Origin of the sequence: Pseudonocardia endophytica (assembly GCF_004339565.1) — a bacterium.
Classification (GTDB): Bacteria; Actinomycetota; Actinomycetes; order Mycobacteriales; family Pseudonocardiaceae; genus Pseudonocardia; species Pseudonocardia endophytica.
Genome location: NZ_SMFZ01000002.1, coordinates 2347219 through 2360069 on the forward strand (window position 1 = coordinate 2347219; position 12851 = coordinate 2360069).

At 69.6% G+C, this 12851-nt stretch carries 15 protein-coding genes; 14 read left to right on the forward strand and 1 reads right to left on the reverse strand.

All coding sequences use genetic code 11. The annotated features are described in order from the left end of the window. Nucleotides 1–16 precede the first annotated feature (16 nt). The 13 genes from EV378_RS29815 (at nt 17) to EV378_RS29875 (ending at nt 10189) form a co-directional block, all read left to right on the forward strand. Nucleotides 17–1012, forward strand: a complete 996-nt coding sequence (locus EV378_RS29815) for an enoyl-CoA hydratase/isomerase family protein (protein ID WP_132430691.1) — start codon at nt 17–19, stop codon at nt 1010–1012. A 201-nt stretch (nt 1013–1213) separates the two neighbouring features. Continuing rightward, a complete protein-coding gene (locus EV378_RS29820) occupies nt 1214–2230 on the forward strand; it encodes a DJ-1/PfpI family protein (RefSeq protein WP_132430692.1) in 1017 nt (338 codons plus the stop codon). A gap of 122 nt (nt 2231–2352) precedes the next feature. After that, the gene (locus tag EV378_RS29825) at nt 2353–2784 is read left to right on the forward strand and encodes a nuclear transport factor 2 family protein (RefSeq protein ID WP_132430693.1); all 432 of its coding nucleotides are present in this window, start codon (nt 2353–2355) and stop codon (nt 2782–2784) included. 16 nt (nt 2785–2800) lie between these two features. Then, a complete protein-coding gene (locus tag EV378_RS29830) occupies nt 2801–3283 on the forward strand; it encodes a nuclear transport factor 2 family protein (protein WP_243653829.1) in 483 nt (160 codons plus the stop codon). Nucleotides 3284–3297: 14 nt separating this feature from the next. Further along, the gene (locus tag EV378_RS29835; RefSeq protein ID WP_132430694.1) at nt 3298–4824 is read left to right on the forward strand and encodes a ferritin family protein; all 1527 of its coding nucleotides are present in this window, start codon (nt 3298–3300) and stop codon (nt 4822–4824) included. Further along, a complete protein-coding gene (locus tag EV378_RS29840) occupies nt 4821–5111 on the forward strand; it encodes a toluene-4-monooxygenase system B family protein (protein WP_207908897.1) in 291 nt (96 codons plus the stop codon). The genes EV378_RS29835 and EV378_RS29840 overlap by 4 nt, the downstream gene beginning before the upstream one ends. Beyond that, on the forward strand, nt 5108–5410 hold the full coding sequence (locus tag EV378_RS29845; RefSeq protein ID WP_132430695.1) for an MmoB/DmpM family protein: 303 nt from the start codon (nt 5108–5110) through the stop codon (nt 5408–5410). The genes EV378_RS29840 and EV378_RS29845 overlap by 4 nt, the downstream gene beginning before the upstream one ends. Next, a complete protein-coding gene (locus EV378_RS29850; RefSeq protein WP_132430696.1) occupies nt 5407–6429 on the forward strand; it encodes a ferritin family protein in 1023 nt (340 codons plus the stop codon). The genes EV378_RS29845 and EV378_RS29850 overlap by 4 nt, the downstream gene beginning before the upstream one ends. Nucleotides 6430–6447: 18 nt before the next feature. After that, entirely contained in the window at nt 6448–6762 is a 315-nt protein-coding gene (locus EV378_RS29855; protein WP_243653830.1) for a Rieske (2Fe-2S) protein, read from the forward strand. Next, entirely contained in the window at nt 6759–8015 is a 1257-nt protein-coding gene (locus EV378_RS29860; protein ID WP_132430698.1) for an NAD(P)/FAD-dependent oxidoreductase, read from the forward strand. The genes EV378_RS29855 and EV378_RS29860 overlap by 4 nt, the downstream gene beginning before the upstream one ends. Next, nucleotides 8012–8755: an iron-sulfur cluster assembly protein gene (locus EV378_RS29865; RefSeq protein WP_243653831.1), complete on the forward strand. Its 744-nt coding sequence runs from the start codon at nt 8012–8014 to the stop codon at nt 8753–8755. Before EV378_RS29860 ends, EV378_RS29865 begins: the two co-directional genes overlap by 4 nt. A 19-nt stretch (nt 8756–8774) precedes the next feature. Beyond that, nucleotides 8775–9164, forward strand: coding sequence for a nuclear transport factor 2 family protein (locus tag EV378_RS29870; RefSeq protein WP_132430699.1), 390 nt, complete (start codon nt 8775–8777; stop codon nt 9162–9164). Between the two features lie 38 nt (nt 9165–9202). Beyond that, nucleotides 9203–10189, forward strand: coding sequence for an AraC family transcriptional regulator (locus EV378_RS29875; protein WP_243653832.1), 987 nt, complete (start codon nt 9203–9205; stop codon nt 10187–10189). A gap of 155 nt (nt 10190–10344) precedes the next feature. On the opposite strand, the gene EV378_RS29880 is transcribed toward EV378_RS29875, so the two are convergent. Next, nucleotides 10345–11175 (reverse strand): mycofactocin-coupled SDR family oxidoreductase, encoded by an 831-nt coding sequence (locus tag EV378_RS29880; protein WP_132430700.1) that lies wholly within the window; start codon nt 11173–11175, stop codon nt 10345–10347. Between the two features lie 172 nt (nt 11176–11347). Between EV378_RS29880 and EV378_RS29885 the strand changes: the two genes are divergently transcribed. Next, nucleotides 11348–12829, forward strand: coding sequence for a carboxyltransferase (locus tag EV378_RS29885; RefSeq protein ID WP_243653833.1), 1482 nt, complete (start codon nt 11348–11350; stop codon nt 12827–12829). Nucleotides 12830–12851: the final 22 nt, after the last annotated feature.

A 12851-nucleotide genomic window follows, 5' to 3' on the forward strand; every position in this document is an offset into this window, starting at 1 on the left:
CCATACTAGGCGCCTCATGGGCAGCGTTCCCGTCGTCGCGCCGGATCGGCTGGCCGCGTTCACCGGCGACCCGGACGTGCCCCCTGTCGTCGGTGTCGACCTGAGCGGTCCAGGGCGGGATGTCGCTGTCCGGCACGGTGATCGGGTCCTGGTGGGGATCGGGCCGGTGCATCCGGACCGCGCGGGGCTCGCCCGGGCGCTCGACCTCACGCTCGTCGACGGAGCGGCGGCGCGGCGCTTCGAGATCGGTGTCGGGGACCCGGAGAGCGCACTGGCCGGGCTTGCCGACGTGGCGTACCGCGTGCCGCGGGCGGCCACGATCCTGGCCGGGCTGCTGCGCTGGAGCGGAGATCTCCCCGTCGAGGCCGCTCTGGACGCCGAGTCGTTCGCGTACTCCACGCTGCTCGGCGGCCCGGAGTTCGCTCGCTGGCTCGAGAGCCGTGGTCCCCGCCCGGCCCCGCCGGAGGCACCCGACCCGGTGCTCGTCGTGCGGGACGACGGCGTCCTGCGGGTCACGCTGCACCGTCCGGAGCGCCGCAACGCCTACGGCAGGCAGGTGCGCGACGCACTGGTCGACGCGCTCGACGTGGCCGTGTCGGATCCGTCCGTCGAGCACGTGGTCCTCGACGGTGCCGGTCCGGGATTCTGCTCCGGCGGTGACCTCGACGAGTTCGGCACCACCCCCGACCCGGTGACCGCCCATCTCGTCCGGACCCGGGCGGGCGCCGCTCGCCGGTTGGACGTACTCGCCGGGCGCACGACGGTCCACCTGCACGGCGCGTGCGTGGGTGCCGGCATCGAGCTGGCCGCGTTCGCCGGGCACGTCGTCGCGGACCCCGGGACGACGGTGCGGCTGCCGGAGGTCGGAATGGGCCTGATCCCCGGTGCGGGCGGCACCGTCTCCCTCCCGCGGCGGATCGGTCGGTGGCGAGCGCTGTACCTGGCGCTGTCCGGCTTCGCGGTCGACGCCCGGACCGCCCTCGGCTGGGGACTGGTCGACGAGCTCGCCTGATCCGGGCCACGGATGCCGACGTTGCGACCCTGCACGGCCTGCAGGTGTCAGGGCGGGTGACGGCCCTGTTGCGGATTCGTGTCGCGGCTACCGCGCCGCGCAGGAATGCGCAACTCCTGAGCAGGTTTCTGCGATGTGCTCCCGATCTCTCCCTGGCTACGTTCGTAGCCACTCAACCAGCCCGTAACCGGGAGTCAATCCATGCCACGCATCGCCTACCTCGTGTCGAGCGCACGGGAGATCGACCTCCGCCAGAGCAGCAACCATCCGACCGGCTACTGGGCCGAGGAGGCGCTGAAGTCCTACGAGCGTCTCGTCGCCGCGGGGGCCGACGTCGTGGTGATCACGCCCGACGGGAAGGCGCCGGTCGCGGACCCCTACAGCCTGGAGCCGCAGTTCCACTACCCCGACCAGGACCGGGACTACTTCGCCTCGGTGTACCGGACGTTCCACCAGGACCCGGACGACATCCGGATCACCCTGCACCACTCCACCGAGCAGCAGCTGGTCGCCGCCCGCCGGATCGTCTACCGGCTGGTCGACGCCGGGAAGACGCCCGCGGAGGCGCACGGGATCGTCAGCAGGGCAGCCAAGATCGCCTGGCAGCAGGACCGGCTGCTCGTCGACGTCATGCTGGAGAACGGCAAGAGCGGCGGGCTGTCCGAGCAGACGCTGCGCGAGGCCGTCGCGGACCTCGAGGCGGACGCCCAGGCCCTGTCCGAGGAGCGCCAGGCACGGCTGGAGGCCATCCCCGGCTTCAACGACCCGGTCGACCTGTCCGGCATGAGCGACGAGCAGATGGGCGAGTTCGACGCCGTGTTCGCGCCGGGCGGTCACGGCCCGATGGTGGACCTGGCGTTCGACGAGAACGCCGGCCGACTGCTGGAGATCCTGCACTCCAAGGGCGCGATCGTCGCCTCGCTCTGTCACGGCCCGGCGGTCCTGCTGGCCGCGCCGGAGCGCTGGGACGGCCAGTGGCTGTTCGCGGACTACCGGCTCACCTCCTACACCGACGAGGAGGAGGACCAGAACAAGATCGGCATGCTCGGCATGCAGTGGTATCTCGACGCCGCGCTGAAGAACGCCGGTGCCGTGTTCGACGACGCGCCGTTCGCCTGGGCGTCGCACGTCGTCGTGGACCGGAACCTGATCACCGGTCAGAACCCGAACTCCACCGAGGCGACCGCCGACGCCGTGCTCAAGGCCCTGCACCTGTGAACGGCCCTGCGCCTGTGAACGGCCCTGCGCCTGTGAACGGCGGAGCGCTCGCGAGCGTCCTGTCCCGCGTGTTCGGCCGCCTGCGCCGGACACCCACCACCGATCAGCACGAGGAGCCTGCCGTGTCCACCAGCCCACGCCAGACCGTCGAGGCGTTCCTGACGGGATTCCGTCACCTGGACACCGACGCGGCACTGTCCACAGTGTCCGCCGACGCGCAGGTGAACCTCTACCCGCTGCAGAAGATCGGCGGCGGGCGCGACGACCTGTCGAACCTGCTGCAGGAGATCTCCCGGGCGCTCCCGGACCTGCTGCTCACCGTCCGGAGCGTGCTGGAGCTCGGCCCGGTCGTCGTCGCCGAGGTCAAGATCGAGGGCACCCAGGCCGCCGACTTCCTGGGCGTGGTCAACCAGGAGAAGCACCTCGACTGGGACACCGCGTGGCGCTTCACGGTGACGGCTGAGGAGATCACCGGCATCGACGTCTACTGGTGCCAGAACCAGCTGCTGCGCCGCCTGGGTGTCAAGCGCACCGACCAGATCGCGATCGTCTGAGAAGGAGAGGGACACCATGACCGAACTGGCCTCCGCGCCGACCACCATGACCGCAGACCGTGCGATCGCCGTCGTCACCGAGTTCTTCGACCGTTACCGCAGCCAGGACGTCGAGGGGATGACGGACCTCTGCACGGACAACGCGGACTTCTCCTACATCCCGTTCGAGGTGTGGGCCAAGCAGCGCGTGTTCCGCGGTGACGGCAAGGTCCGCACCGTCGGCAAGGTGATCTGGAGCGGGCTGATCAACTCGTTCCCGAACCTGGGCAACGTGATCCACCACATCGACGGCAACGACGACGGCGACGTCGTCGTGGCCTGCGACATCACGGGCACGCAGCAGATCGCGTGGGCGTTCATCAAGCCGGCCGGCGGATCGATCGTCGCGCCGCACCTGTTCATCCTGCACGTCGATGCGGACGGCTTGATCGACAGCATCCGTGCCTACTGGGACAACGCCCAGGTCTGCCGGGACCTCGGCCACCTCGAAGTCGACTAGGAGGAATCACCGCTATGGCGCTGCTCAAGCGTGAGGAATGGCAGGACTTCGTCCGCGACGTCGACTGGACTCTGTCCTACGTCGACGACGAGGCGGTCTACCCGGAGTGGTTCTCCGGCACCGGCAAGGTGCCCCGCGAGGCGTGGCTGGCCTGGGAGGAGGACTACAAGGTCTCCTACCAGGAGTACGTCTACACGCAGAAGGAGAAGGAGGCGTCGACGTACGCGGTCAAGGCCGCACTGTCGCGTTCGGACACGTTCGACCACCTCGACGAGGGCTGGAAGTCCGCGACGAAGATGCACTTCGGCGGCGTCGCGCAGGTCGAGTACACGGCCACGCTCGCCGAGCTGAAGATGGCCCGCTTCGGCCTGAACGGCGCGTGGCGCAACATGGCCACGTTCGGCCAGCTGGACGAGCTGCGGCACAACGCGCTCACCACGTACTTCGGCCACGAGCTCGTGGTGAAGGACCCGCAGTACGACTGGACGCAGAAGACCTACACCACGAACGACTGGGTGCCGATCTCGCTGCGCACCCTGTTCGACGGCATCATGACCACGTCCAACGTGGTCGACTGCGCGCTGCAGGTGCCGCTGGCGTTCGAGACCGGCTTCACGAACCTGCAGTTCGTCGCGCTGTCCGCCGACGCGCTGCAGTCCGGTGACATCAACTTCGCGACCATGATCTCGTCGATCCAGACCGACGAGGCGCGGCACTCCCAGCAGGGCGTCGCGACGCTGCAGATCCTCGTCGAGCACGACCCGACCCGCGCGCAGTGGGTGATCGACAAGGCGTTCTGGGGCTCCGCCCGCGCCTTCTCGGCCCTGACCGGTCCGGCGATGGACTACTACACGCCCCTCGAGCACCGGAAGCAGTCCTACCGGGAGTTCATGGAGGAGTGGATCGTCGACCAGTTCGTCCGCACGATCGAGGACTACGGTCTGAAGAAGCCGTGGTTCTGGGACGAGTTCATGCGCGGTCTGGACACCTGGCACCACAGCCTGCACATGGGCCTGTGGTTCTGGCGCCCGACGATCTGGTGGCGCCCGAAGGCCGGCGTCAGCAAGGACGAGCGCGAGTGGCTCCGCGAGAAGTACCCGAACTGGGAGCAGACCTACGGCGACAAGTGGGACGTGATCATCGACAACGTCAACGCGAACAACGTCGAGGCCACGCTCCCGGCGACGCTGCCGTACCTGTGCAGCCTCTGCCACCTCCCGTGCTGCAACCCGACGCAGTCGCGCGACGGCAGCTGGCGCGTGCGCAACAAGCCGCTGACCTACGACGGCCGCACGTACCACTTCTGCTCGAACGGCTGCCGGCAGATCTGGTGGAAGGACCGGGACAACGTCAACCACGAGACGCTGGTCGACCGGTTCCTCGCCGGGCAGGTACAGCCCGCGGACCTCGGCGGGCTGATGAACTACATGTCCATGACGCCGGACGTGATGGGCGACGACGCGGACTACAGCGCCTGGACGAAGGACTACGTCGGTCGTCCGGCCACCGGTCTCGCGGTTCCGGCGGGAGCGCAGGCATGAGTAGCGAGACGATGGACGCGGCCCCGCAGCTGGTGCCGCTCAACGCGATCTTCTCCACCGACTTCGTCGAGATCCTGGTGCCGGTGACCACGGCGAACACGATGAACGAGGTCGCGGGTGCGGTCGCCGAGCACGTCGAGGGCAAGCGCGTGCGCGCCCAGCCGTACCCCAAGGTCGTCATCCACAAGGGACGCAAGGTCCCCGGTGACATGACGGTCGCCGAGGCGGGCTTCGCCCCGCTGGACCACGTCACCGTCGAGTACGACACGTCGGGAGCCCCGTCATGAAGAACCCCGTCGGGCCGATCCTGTCGTTGGGCGACGAGACCGACCAGATCATCGCGGCGATCGAGGACGACAACCCGCACACCGAGATCGAGGTCATCGACCGCGGCTCGTACGTGCGGATCCAGGGCGAGGACCGGCTCGTGCTGACCGAGGCGACGCTGCAGGAGTACCTCGGCTCGGACTACCGCATCCGGTCGCTGGAGAACCTGATGTCCTCGTTCACCGGCCGCGCCATCACCGCCAGCGACAAGATCACCTGGGAGCGCAAGGGCGCCCCCAAGGAAGGAACGCCGGCATGAGCACGCCCGCACGCAAGCCGCGCAAGCAGCGCACGTTCTCGGCGTTCGGCGACGTCCGCAAGATGCCGAGCGAGTACGAGATCGTCACGCACGCGCAGAACTGGAACACCCGCGACGGCCGCGCGTCGACGTTCGAGCAGAACCCGTCGTCGCCGATCAACCTGTGGTTCCTCACCTACCGGGAGAACTCGCCGCTGCAGGTCGACGACTGGGACGGCTGGAAGGACCCGGACAAGGTCGCCTACCGGTCCTACGTGAACCTGCAGGCCGACGAGCAGCTCAAGCTCGACGGCATCCTGGACAGCTACAACGAGGCGGGGTCCGACGCGTCGCTGTCCGCGGAGCAGGTGTCCCGTCTCGGCGCGCTGCACACGCCGTCGCGCTATCTGGTGCACGGCTTCCAGCAGGTCCAGGCCTACGTCGGCTACCTCGGCCACAGCTCGTACATCACGAGCGCGGCCGGCTACGCCAACGCGGACCTCCTGCGGCGGGTGACGATCGTCGGCTACCGCACCCGGGAGCTGCAGCTCGCGCACCCGGACTCCGGGATCGGCACCGAGGAGCGGAAGCGCTGGGAGCAGGACGCGGCGTGGCAGCCGGCCCGCGAGGCCGTCGAGCGCCTGCTGGTCGCCTACGACTTCGGCGAGGCGTTCACCGCGCTCAACCTGGTCCTCGCGCCGACGCTGGACGACGTGCTGCTGCGGCAGTTCGGCGAGGTCAGCAGGGGAGCAGGGGACGAGCTGGAGTGGCTGCTGGCCGCCCAGCTGACCAAGGACGCCAGGCGGCGCGACCGCTGGTGCGGCGGGCTCGCCAGGTTCTGCGTGGAGCAGCGGGCGGAGAACGAGAGGCCCCTGCACAAGTGGATCGACCGCTGGGCTCCGCTCGCCGACGCGGCGGCGGAGGGGCTCGCCCCGCTGCTCGGGAAGTCGGGGTCCGAGGTCGTGGCCGAGGCCCGCGCCGCACGCGAGAAGCTCCACAGTGGAGTCTTCGCGAGTGCCGGCGCTGCGACGGTCGGGTGATCGGTGGTGGGTGACACGGTGACACAGCAGTGGCACGAGGTGATGAACCTCGACGACCTCTGGGAAGGCGAGATGGAGGCCGTCGAGGTGGAGGGGCGCTCCGTCCTCCTCGTGAACCACGAGGGCGACGTGTACGCCTACAAGAACCGGTGCCCGCACCAGGAGTGGCCGCTGAACGACGGTGATCTCGACGGATGCGAGCTCACCTGCGCCAACCACCTGTGGGTCTTCGACGTGACCACGGGCAAGGGCGTCAACCCGGCCAACTGCGCGCTGATCGGCTACCGGTGCAAGGTCGACGACGACGGCATGATCCATGTGAGTCTCGGATGACACGGTTCGTCCTGGTCGGTGGCGGGGTCGCCACGGCGGCCACCGCCACCGGGCTGCGGGAGGGAGGGTTCGACGGCGAGATCGTCATCGTCGCCGGAGAGTCGCACCTGCCGTACGAGCGCCCACCGCTGTCCAAGGAGTACCTCGCCGGCACGTTCGCGGTGACGGACTTCCAGGCCAACGACGAGAGCTGGTACTCCGACAACGCCGTCGAGCTCGTGCTCGGCACCCGCGTTCTCGCGGTGTCGCCGGGGGAGCGTCGGGTGTCCCTCTCGGACGGTCGCCCGCTCGGCTACGACGCGCTGGTGCTCGCCACCGGCGTGCGGGCCAGGACGCTTCCGGGCTTCGACGGCGACCGTGTGCACGCGCTGCGCACGCTCGCCGACTCGGAGCGGCTCGGGTCGCGTCTCGTGGCCGGCAGCCGGCTGGCCGTCCTCGGGGCCGGGTTCGTCGGCTGCGAGGTGGCCGCGGTGGCTGCCGCACGCGGGGTGCGGGTGACGGTGTTCGAGCCGGAGCCGCTCCCGCTGGGGCGCGCGCTCGGGCCGGAGGTCGGTCGTGCGATCACCGGCATCCACGCCGAGAACGGCGTCGAGATCCGGACCGGTCAGGTCATCAGGTCGATGACCGAGACCGGTTCAGGGCTCGAGCTCACCACGCGGGACGGCGAGGTCGTCGAGTGCGACGAGCTGCTGGTCGGCGTCGGCTCCGTGCCGAACGTCGAGCTCGCCGTCGCGGCCGGACTCGAGGTCGGCGGTGCCGCGGGTGGGGGCATCCTCACCGACGAGTTCGGCCGCACCAGCGCGCCGGACGTGTACGCGATCGGGGACGTCGCCGAACGGTTCTACCCGCCGCACGGCCGCCGGATCCGGGTCGAGCACCACGACACGGCGGTCAAGCACGGTGCGAACACGGCCCGCAACCTCCTGGGCGAGGCCGAGCCGTTCACCGACCGGCACTTCTTCTGGTCCCACCAGTACGACCACAACCTGCAGTCGCTGGGCCGGTTCACCGCGGAGGGCACCCGGGTGGTCCGCGGCTCGCTCGAGGAGCGGTCGTTCACGGTCTTCTCGCTCGTGGACGGGCGGATCGGGGCCATGGTCGCGCTGAACCGGCCTCGCGACCTGCTGCAGGCCCGCAAGGTCATGGCCGTTCCGCACGAGGTCACCGCGGACCAGCTCGCCGACGAGGAGTTCCCGCTCAAGAGCCTGTTGCCGAGCAAGGCATCAGCACGTCGATCGGAGGTGGCCGGGTGACAGCACTGGCGGAGATGACCGACATCGTCGTCCGGAAGGAACAGGTCCGGATCGCCGAGGCCGAGGCGATGGCCGCGTTCGCGAGGGTGATGGGGAAGCCTGCCGTCGCGGCCCGCGCCACGCTGCGCTTCGGCCCGGGGAGGACCTGCGAGCAGCTGGCCCGCCTGCTGGACGAGGCGATCGTCCGGGCGAGTGAGTCCGGCCTGGACCCGGACGTGCTCGTGATCGGCGCAGGCCGAGCCGTGGCCGCCGAGGACATCGTGCGGGTGCGGCGCAAGGCGCACGGCGTCGCGGACTGGATCCACACCGCGACGAGCGATGTGACGATCGTGCTGCGCCCCAAGGGCGTGGTGGCCGCCGAATCGGCCACCATCCCGGAGCCGGCCGCGCCGCCTGCCGTCCCGCGGCCACGGGACGACCGGCCGGAGACCGCGGCGGAGGTCGAGGTCCGCGAGGCGCTCTACGACGTGATCGACCCCGACCTCGGCGTGAACATCGTGGACCTGGGTTTCGTGCGTCGGGTCCGGCTCGACGGCGACGGCGTCGCCACCATCACCATGACGCTGACGTCCGCGGCCTGCCCGCTGACCGAGGTGATGGAGGTCCAGATCGGACACGAACTGTCCGCCGTGGGCCGGCAGTTCACCGTGGAATGGGAGTGGCTGCCCACCTGGCGTCCCGCGGACATCACCGATGACGGTCGCGAACAGTTGCGGGCGATCGGTTTCAACTCTTTCTAGAAACAGGAGTCCATCAGAGATGGCGAATGGTCAGGGTGCGTCGACCGAGACGCTGAACGCGATCATGAAGGCGTTCAACACGCACGACCTGGACGCGATCATGGAGTTCTTCGACGACGACTGCACGTTCGAGACGTCGAAGGGCCCCGAGCCGCACGGCCAGCGGCTCGTCGGCAAGCAGGCGGTGCGCGACGGCCTGGCCGCGCGGTTCGAGGCCATCCCGGACGTGCAGTACGACGCCGACCGCCACTGGTTCTCGGCCGACGGGGACCGGGCCGTCTCGGAGTGGCTCGTGCACGGCACGACGACCGGTGGCGTGACGATCGCGGCGCGCGGCTGCGACCTCTGGGAGTTCCGCGGCGAGAAGATCGCGCGCAAGGACAGCTACTGGAAAATCGTCGAGGCATAGGCGACCATTCAGACCCCACCACGAAGGAGCCGGCAGCGGTGACCGCCTTCAACCCACTCGAGTTCCGGATCTCCCCGGGAGATCTGGTCGCCGAGATCAAGTCGAAGTGCCCGAAGATCGGGACGAACGACGGCCTCTGGCCCGGTCTCACGATGTACCGGTTCGACGGGCCCGCCGCGCCGATGTGGGAGGAGGTCCGCGAGCTGCACCTGTGCGTGATCGCGCAGGGCCGCAAGTGCGTCACCACGGACGGCGTCAAGACCTACTACGACCCGCTGACGTACTTCGCGATCCAGGACAGCGTGCCGTTCCGGACCGAGATCGTCGAGGCCAGCCGGGCCAAGCCCTTCCTGTCGTTCGGCCTGCAGCTCGACCACGAGCTGGTGCGCCAGGTGTCGTCGGACATCATCCTGGAGCGCCGGACCACGGCTTTCACCACCGCGCCGCGGGTCTCGGCGCAGGGGCAGGCGAAGCACTCGTTCGTCTCGGCACTGGACCGCGACATGATGGACGCGATCCTGCGCTTCCTGCGCGCGATCTCCAACGGCGCCGACCGGCGGGTGCTGGCGCCGGTCTACCTCAAGGAGATCGTGTACCGGGCGCTGCAGGCCGAGCAGTACGAGCGGCTGATCGCACGGGCAGCGAGCGAGAGCAAGAGCAACCCGGTCAGCGCGATCATCGCCTACGTGAACGAGCACCTCGCCGAGCCGCTGTCGGTGAGCGACCTCGCCGAGCGCGCGTTCATGAGTCCGTCGGCGTTCTCGCACCTGTTCCGGGACGTGGCCGGCCGCTCGCCGTACCAGTTCATCAAGGAGATGCGGCTGACGAAGGCTCGCGAGCTGCTGATCGAGAACGAGTCCAGCATCACGTCGATCTCGAAGTCGGTCGGCTACCGCAGCACCTCCCACTTCATCAACGAGTTCCGCGACCGCTACGGCATGACGCCCCGCGCGTGCAGCGAGGCGCTCGCCGGGCGGGACGGCGGGCAGGACGACGACGTGGTGGATCAGCGGCACGCGAGGTAGGCCGCGGTCGTCGATGCCGAGCGCGGTCCGGGCCCCGGGGTAAGGCTCCGCGCGCAGGTGGCCCGCGGCCCCGAACCTGAGCGTGCGGGGCGACCCGGGCGACCAGCGCCTCTCGAGGTGATCACGGCCGGGGCGGGGAGACGCTGTCGAGTCGGTCAGGTCAGCAGATGGCCGGCATCGACCGGCATCGTCACGCCGGTGACGTGGCGGCCGGAGTCGGACACCAGGTAGAGGACGGCCTCGGAGACGTCCTCGGGTTCGACGACCGGAACGGGAAGCAGGTTGCCCATGAGGTCGCCGAGCCGCGGGTGCTTGACGCCGTAGTCGCCCATGACCTGGTTGGCGACCATCGGTGTGTTCACGCCCGTGGGGTGGACGCTGTTCACGCGGATCCCGTGCGGGGCGAGGTCGGCGGCCGTGCAGCGCATCAGTCCGACGACGCCGTGCTTGCTGGCGGTGTAGGCGGTGAGCGCGATGTCGTTGTTCGCCGCGTACTTCAGTCCCTGGGTGGACGAGGTCAGCACGACGGCGCCACCGTTGCCGGCCGCGACCAGGATCGGTGCGACCGCCTCGACGGTGTTCCAGACACCGGTCAGGTTCGTGGCGAGCGTCGTCTCCCAGACCCGGCGGCGCTCCGCCGGATCGGTCGGCTCGTCCAGCGTGATGGACAGGATCCCCGCGTTGGCCACGACGATGTCGAGACGCCCGAGATCGGTGACCGCATCCTGCACGGCCGACGTCAGCGCGCCCAGGTCGCGGACGTCGACCTGCTTCGCGACGGCGCGGCGGTCACGCTTCTCGACCTCGGCGACCGTCTCGTCGAGGTCGGCCCGGGTGGGCATCGGATAGTGGACGGTCTCGACGTCGGCGCAGAGGTCGATGGCGATCACGTCGGCGCCTTCGTCGGCCAGGCGCAGCGCGTGCGCCCTGCCTTGTCCGCGTGCCGCACCGGTCACCAGCGCAACCTTGCCCTCGACCCGTCCCATCGCCGACTCCTCACGTCGTACTACCGGCTCAACCTATCGGTCGGTTGGGAACCTAGCCGACACCCAGTATGGGCGCTAGAACTGCATTTCATTGACCACGATGCGAGGCGTATCTAGTGTTGAGTCGACCGGTCGGTAGAGACGCCGCGCGGCCGTGGCGAGGAGTTCAACGGTGCACATCGAGTTCGTCGATCAGACGTTGCGAGACGGCCAGCAGAGCCACTGGGGCATGCGCATGCGCGCCTACGAGGCCGCCCGAGCGCTGCCGCACATCGCGCGCACCGGCTTCCGCGTGGTCGACCTGACCGGAGCCGGCATGTTCACGGTGCTGCTCCGCGAGTACGCCGACGACCCGTGGGCCACGACCGACTTTCTCGTGGACGGGCTGCGCGGCAACGAGCTCCGCTCGGGCCTGCGCACGATCAGCGTGATCGGGTTCGCCCACACACCGGAGTGCATCATCGACCTGTGGGCGCAGACGCTGATCAAGCACGGCGTCACCAGCTTCTGGCTCTACGACTGCCTGTTCGACCTGCCGACCATGCGCAGGCTCTCCGACGTGATCACCGCGGCCGGCGGCACCGCGGTCCCGGCGGTGATGTACGGGCTGACCGGCGTGCACGACGACGCGTTCTTCGCCGACAAGGCAGCGGAGATGGCGTCGTGGCCGGGCACGCGGACGCTCTACGTCGAGGACGCGGCCGGGGTGCTCACCCCGGAACGGGCCAGGACCCTGCTACCGGCCATCCGGACCGCGACCGGCTCGATCCCGCTCGAACTGCACTGCCACGCCACGACGGGCCTCGCCGAGCACAACTACATCGAGGGTCTCAACGCCGGTTTCACCTGGCTGCACACGGCGTCGCGGCCGATGGCCAACGGGGTGTCACTGCCCTCGACGGAGAGCATGGCGACCATCGTCCAGGCCTTGGGACACACCCATTCGCTGGACGCCTCGCAGTTCGCGCCGGTCGCGGAGAACTTCGCGCGGGCCGCACGCGCGGAAGGGCGCCCGCTCGGGCAGGTCGCGGAGTACGACCCGCGGGTCTACGACCACCAGGTCCCGGGCGGGATGATGGGGACCTTGCGCAACCAGCTGGCGACGCACGGGATGACGGAGCGGCTGCCGCAGGTGCTCGACGAGATTCCGCGGGTGCGGCGCGAGCTCGGCGAGCCGATCATGGCGACCCCCTTCTCCCAGTTCGTGGGGATCCAGGCGGTGCTGAACGTCGTGACCGGCGACCGCTACTCGATGGTGCCCGACGAGGTCGTGCACTACGTCCTCGGCCATTACGGGCCAGTGGCCGCGCCGGTCGACGACGAGGTTCGCGACCGTGTGCTCTCCGGCCCGCAGGCCGCGAAGATCGGTGCGTGGGAACGGCCCCGGCCGTCGTTGGCCGAGGTGCGGGCCCGATACGCGCCCGGGATGAGTGACGAGGAGCTGCTGCTGCGGTTCATGACGTCCGACGAGGAGGTCGACCGGATGCTGGCGGCCGGACCGATCCGCACCGACCCGCGGTGGGCGGCCTCGACGATCGTGTCCGAGGTCGAGGACCTGATCGCCGAACGCCCGTCGTTGACGTCGGTCGACATCAGCCGTCCCGGCCTGTCGGTGCGTCTTCGGCGGGCGTCGACCGGCGCGGACACGCCGTAGGAGCACTGTCCCGGCCGACGTT

Excerpts from the sequence above, each read along its gene's own strand:
- EV378_RS29835 (WP_132430694.1), top strand. The coding sequence starts at position 3,298 with ATGGCGCTGCTCAAGCGTGAGGAATGGCAGGACTTCGTCCGCGACGTC.
- EV378_RS29845 (WP_132430695.1), top strand. The coding sequence starts at position 5,108 with ATGAAGAACCCCGTCGGGCCGATCCTGTCGTTGGGCGACGAGACCGAC.
- EV378_RS29815 (WP_132430691.1), top strand. The coding sequence starts at position 17 with ATGGGCAGCGTTCCCGTCGTCGCGCCGGATCGGCTGGCCGCGTTCACC.
- EV378_RS29840 (WP_207908897.1), top strand. The coding sequence starts at position 4,821 with ATGAGTAGCGAGACGATGGACGCGGCCCCGCAGCTGGTGCCGCTCAAC.
- EV378_RS29830 (WP_243653829.1), top strand. The coding sequence starts at position 2,801 with ATGACCGAACTGGCCTCCGCGCCGACCACCATGACCGCAGACCGTGCG.
- EV378_RS29880 (WP_132430700.1), bottom strand. The coding sequence starts at position 11,175 with ATGGGACGGGTCGAGGGCAAGGTTGCGCTGGTGACCGGTGCGGCACGC.
- EV378_RS29860 (WP_132430698.1), top strand. The coding sequence starts at position 6,759 with ATGACACGGTTCGTCCTGGTCGGTGGCGGGGTCGCCACGGCGGCCACC.
- EV378_RS29820 (WP_132430692.1), top strand. The coding sequence starts at position 1,214 with ATGCCACGCATCGCCTACCTCGTGTCGAGCGCACGGGAGATCGACCTC.
- EV378_RS29870 (WP_132430699.1), top strand. The coding sequence starts at position 8,775 with ATGGCGAATGGTCAGGGTGCGTCGACCGAGACGCTGAACGCGATCATG.
- EV378_RS29850 (WP_132430696.1), top strand. The coding sequence starts at position 5,407 with ATGAGCACGCCCGCACGCAAGCCGCGCAAGCAGCGCACGTTCTCGGCG.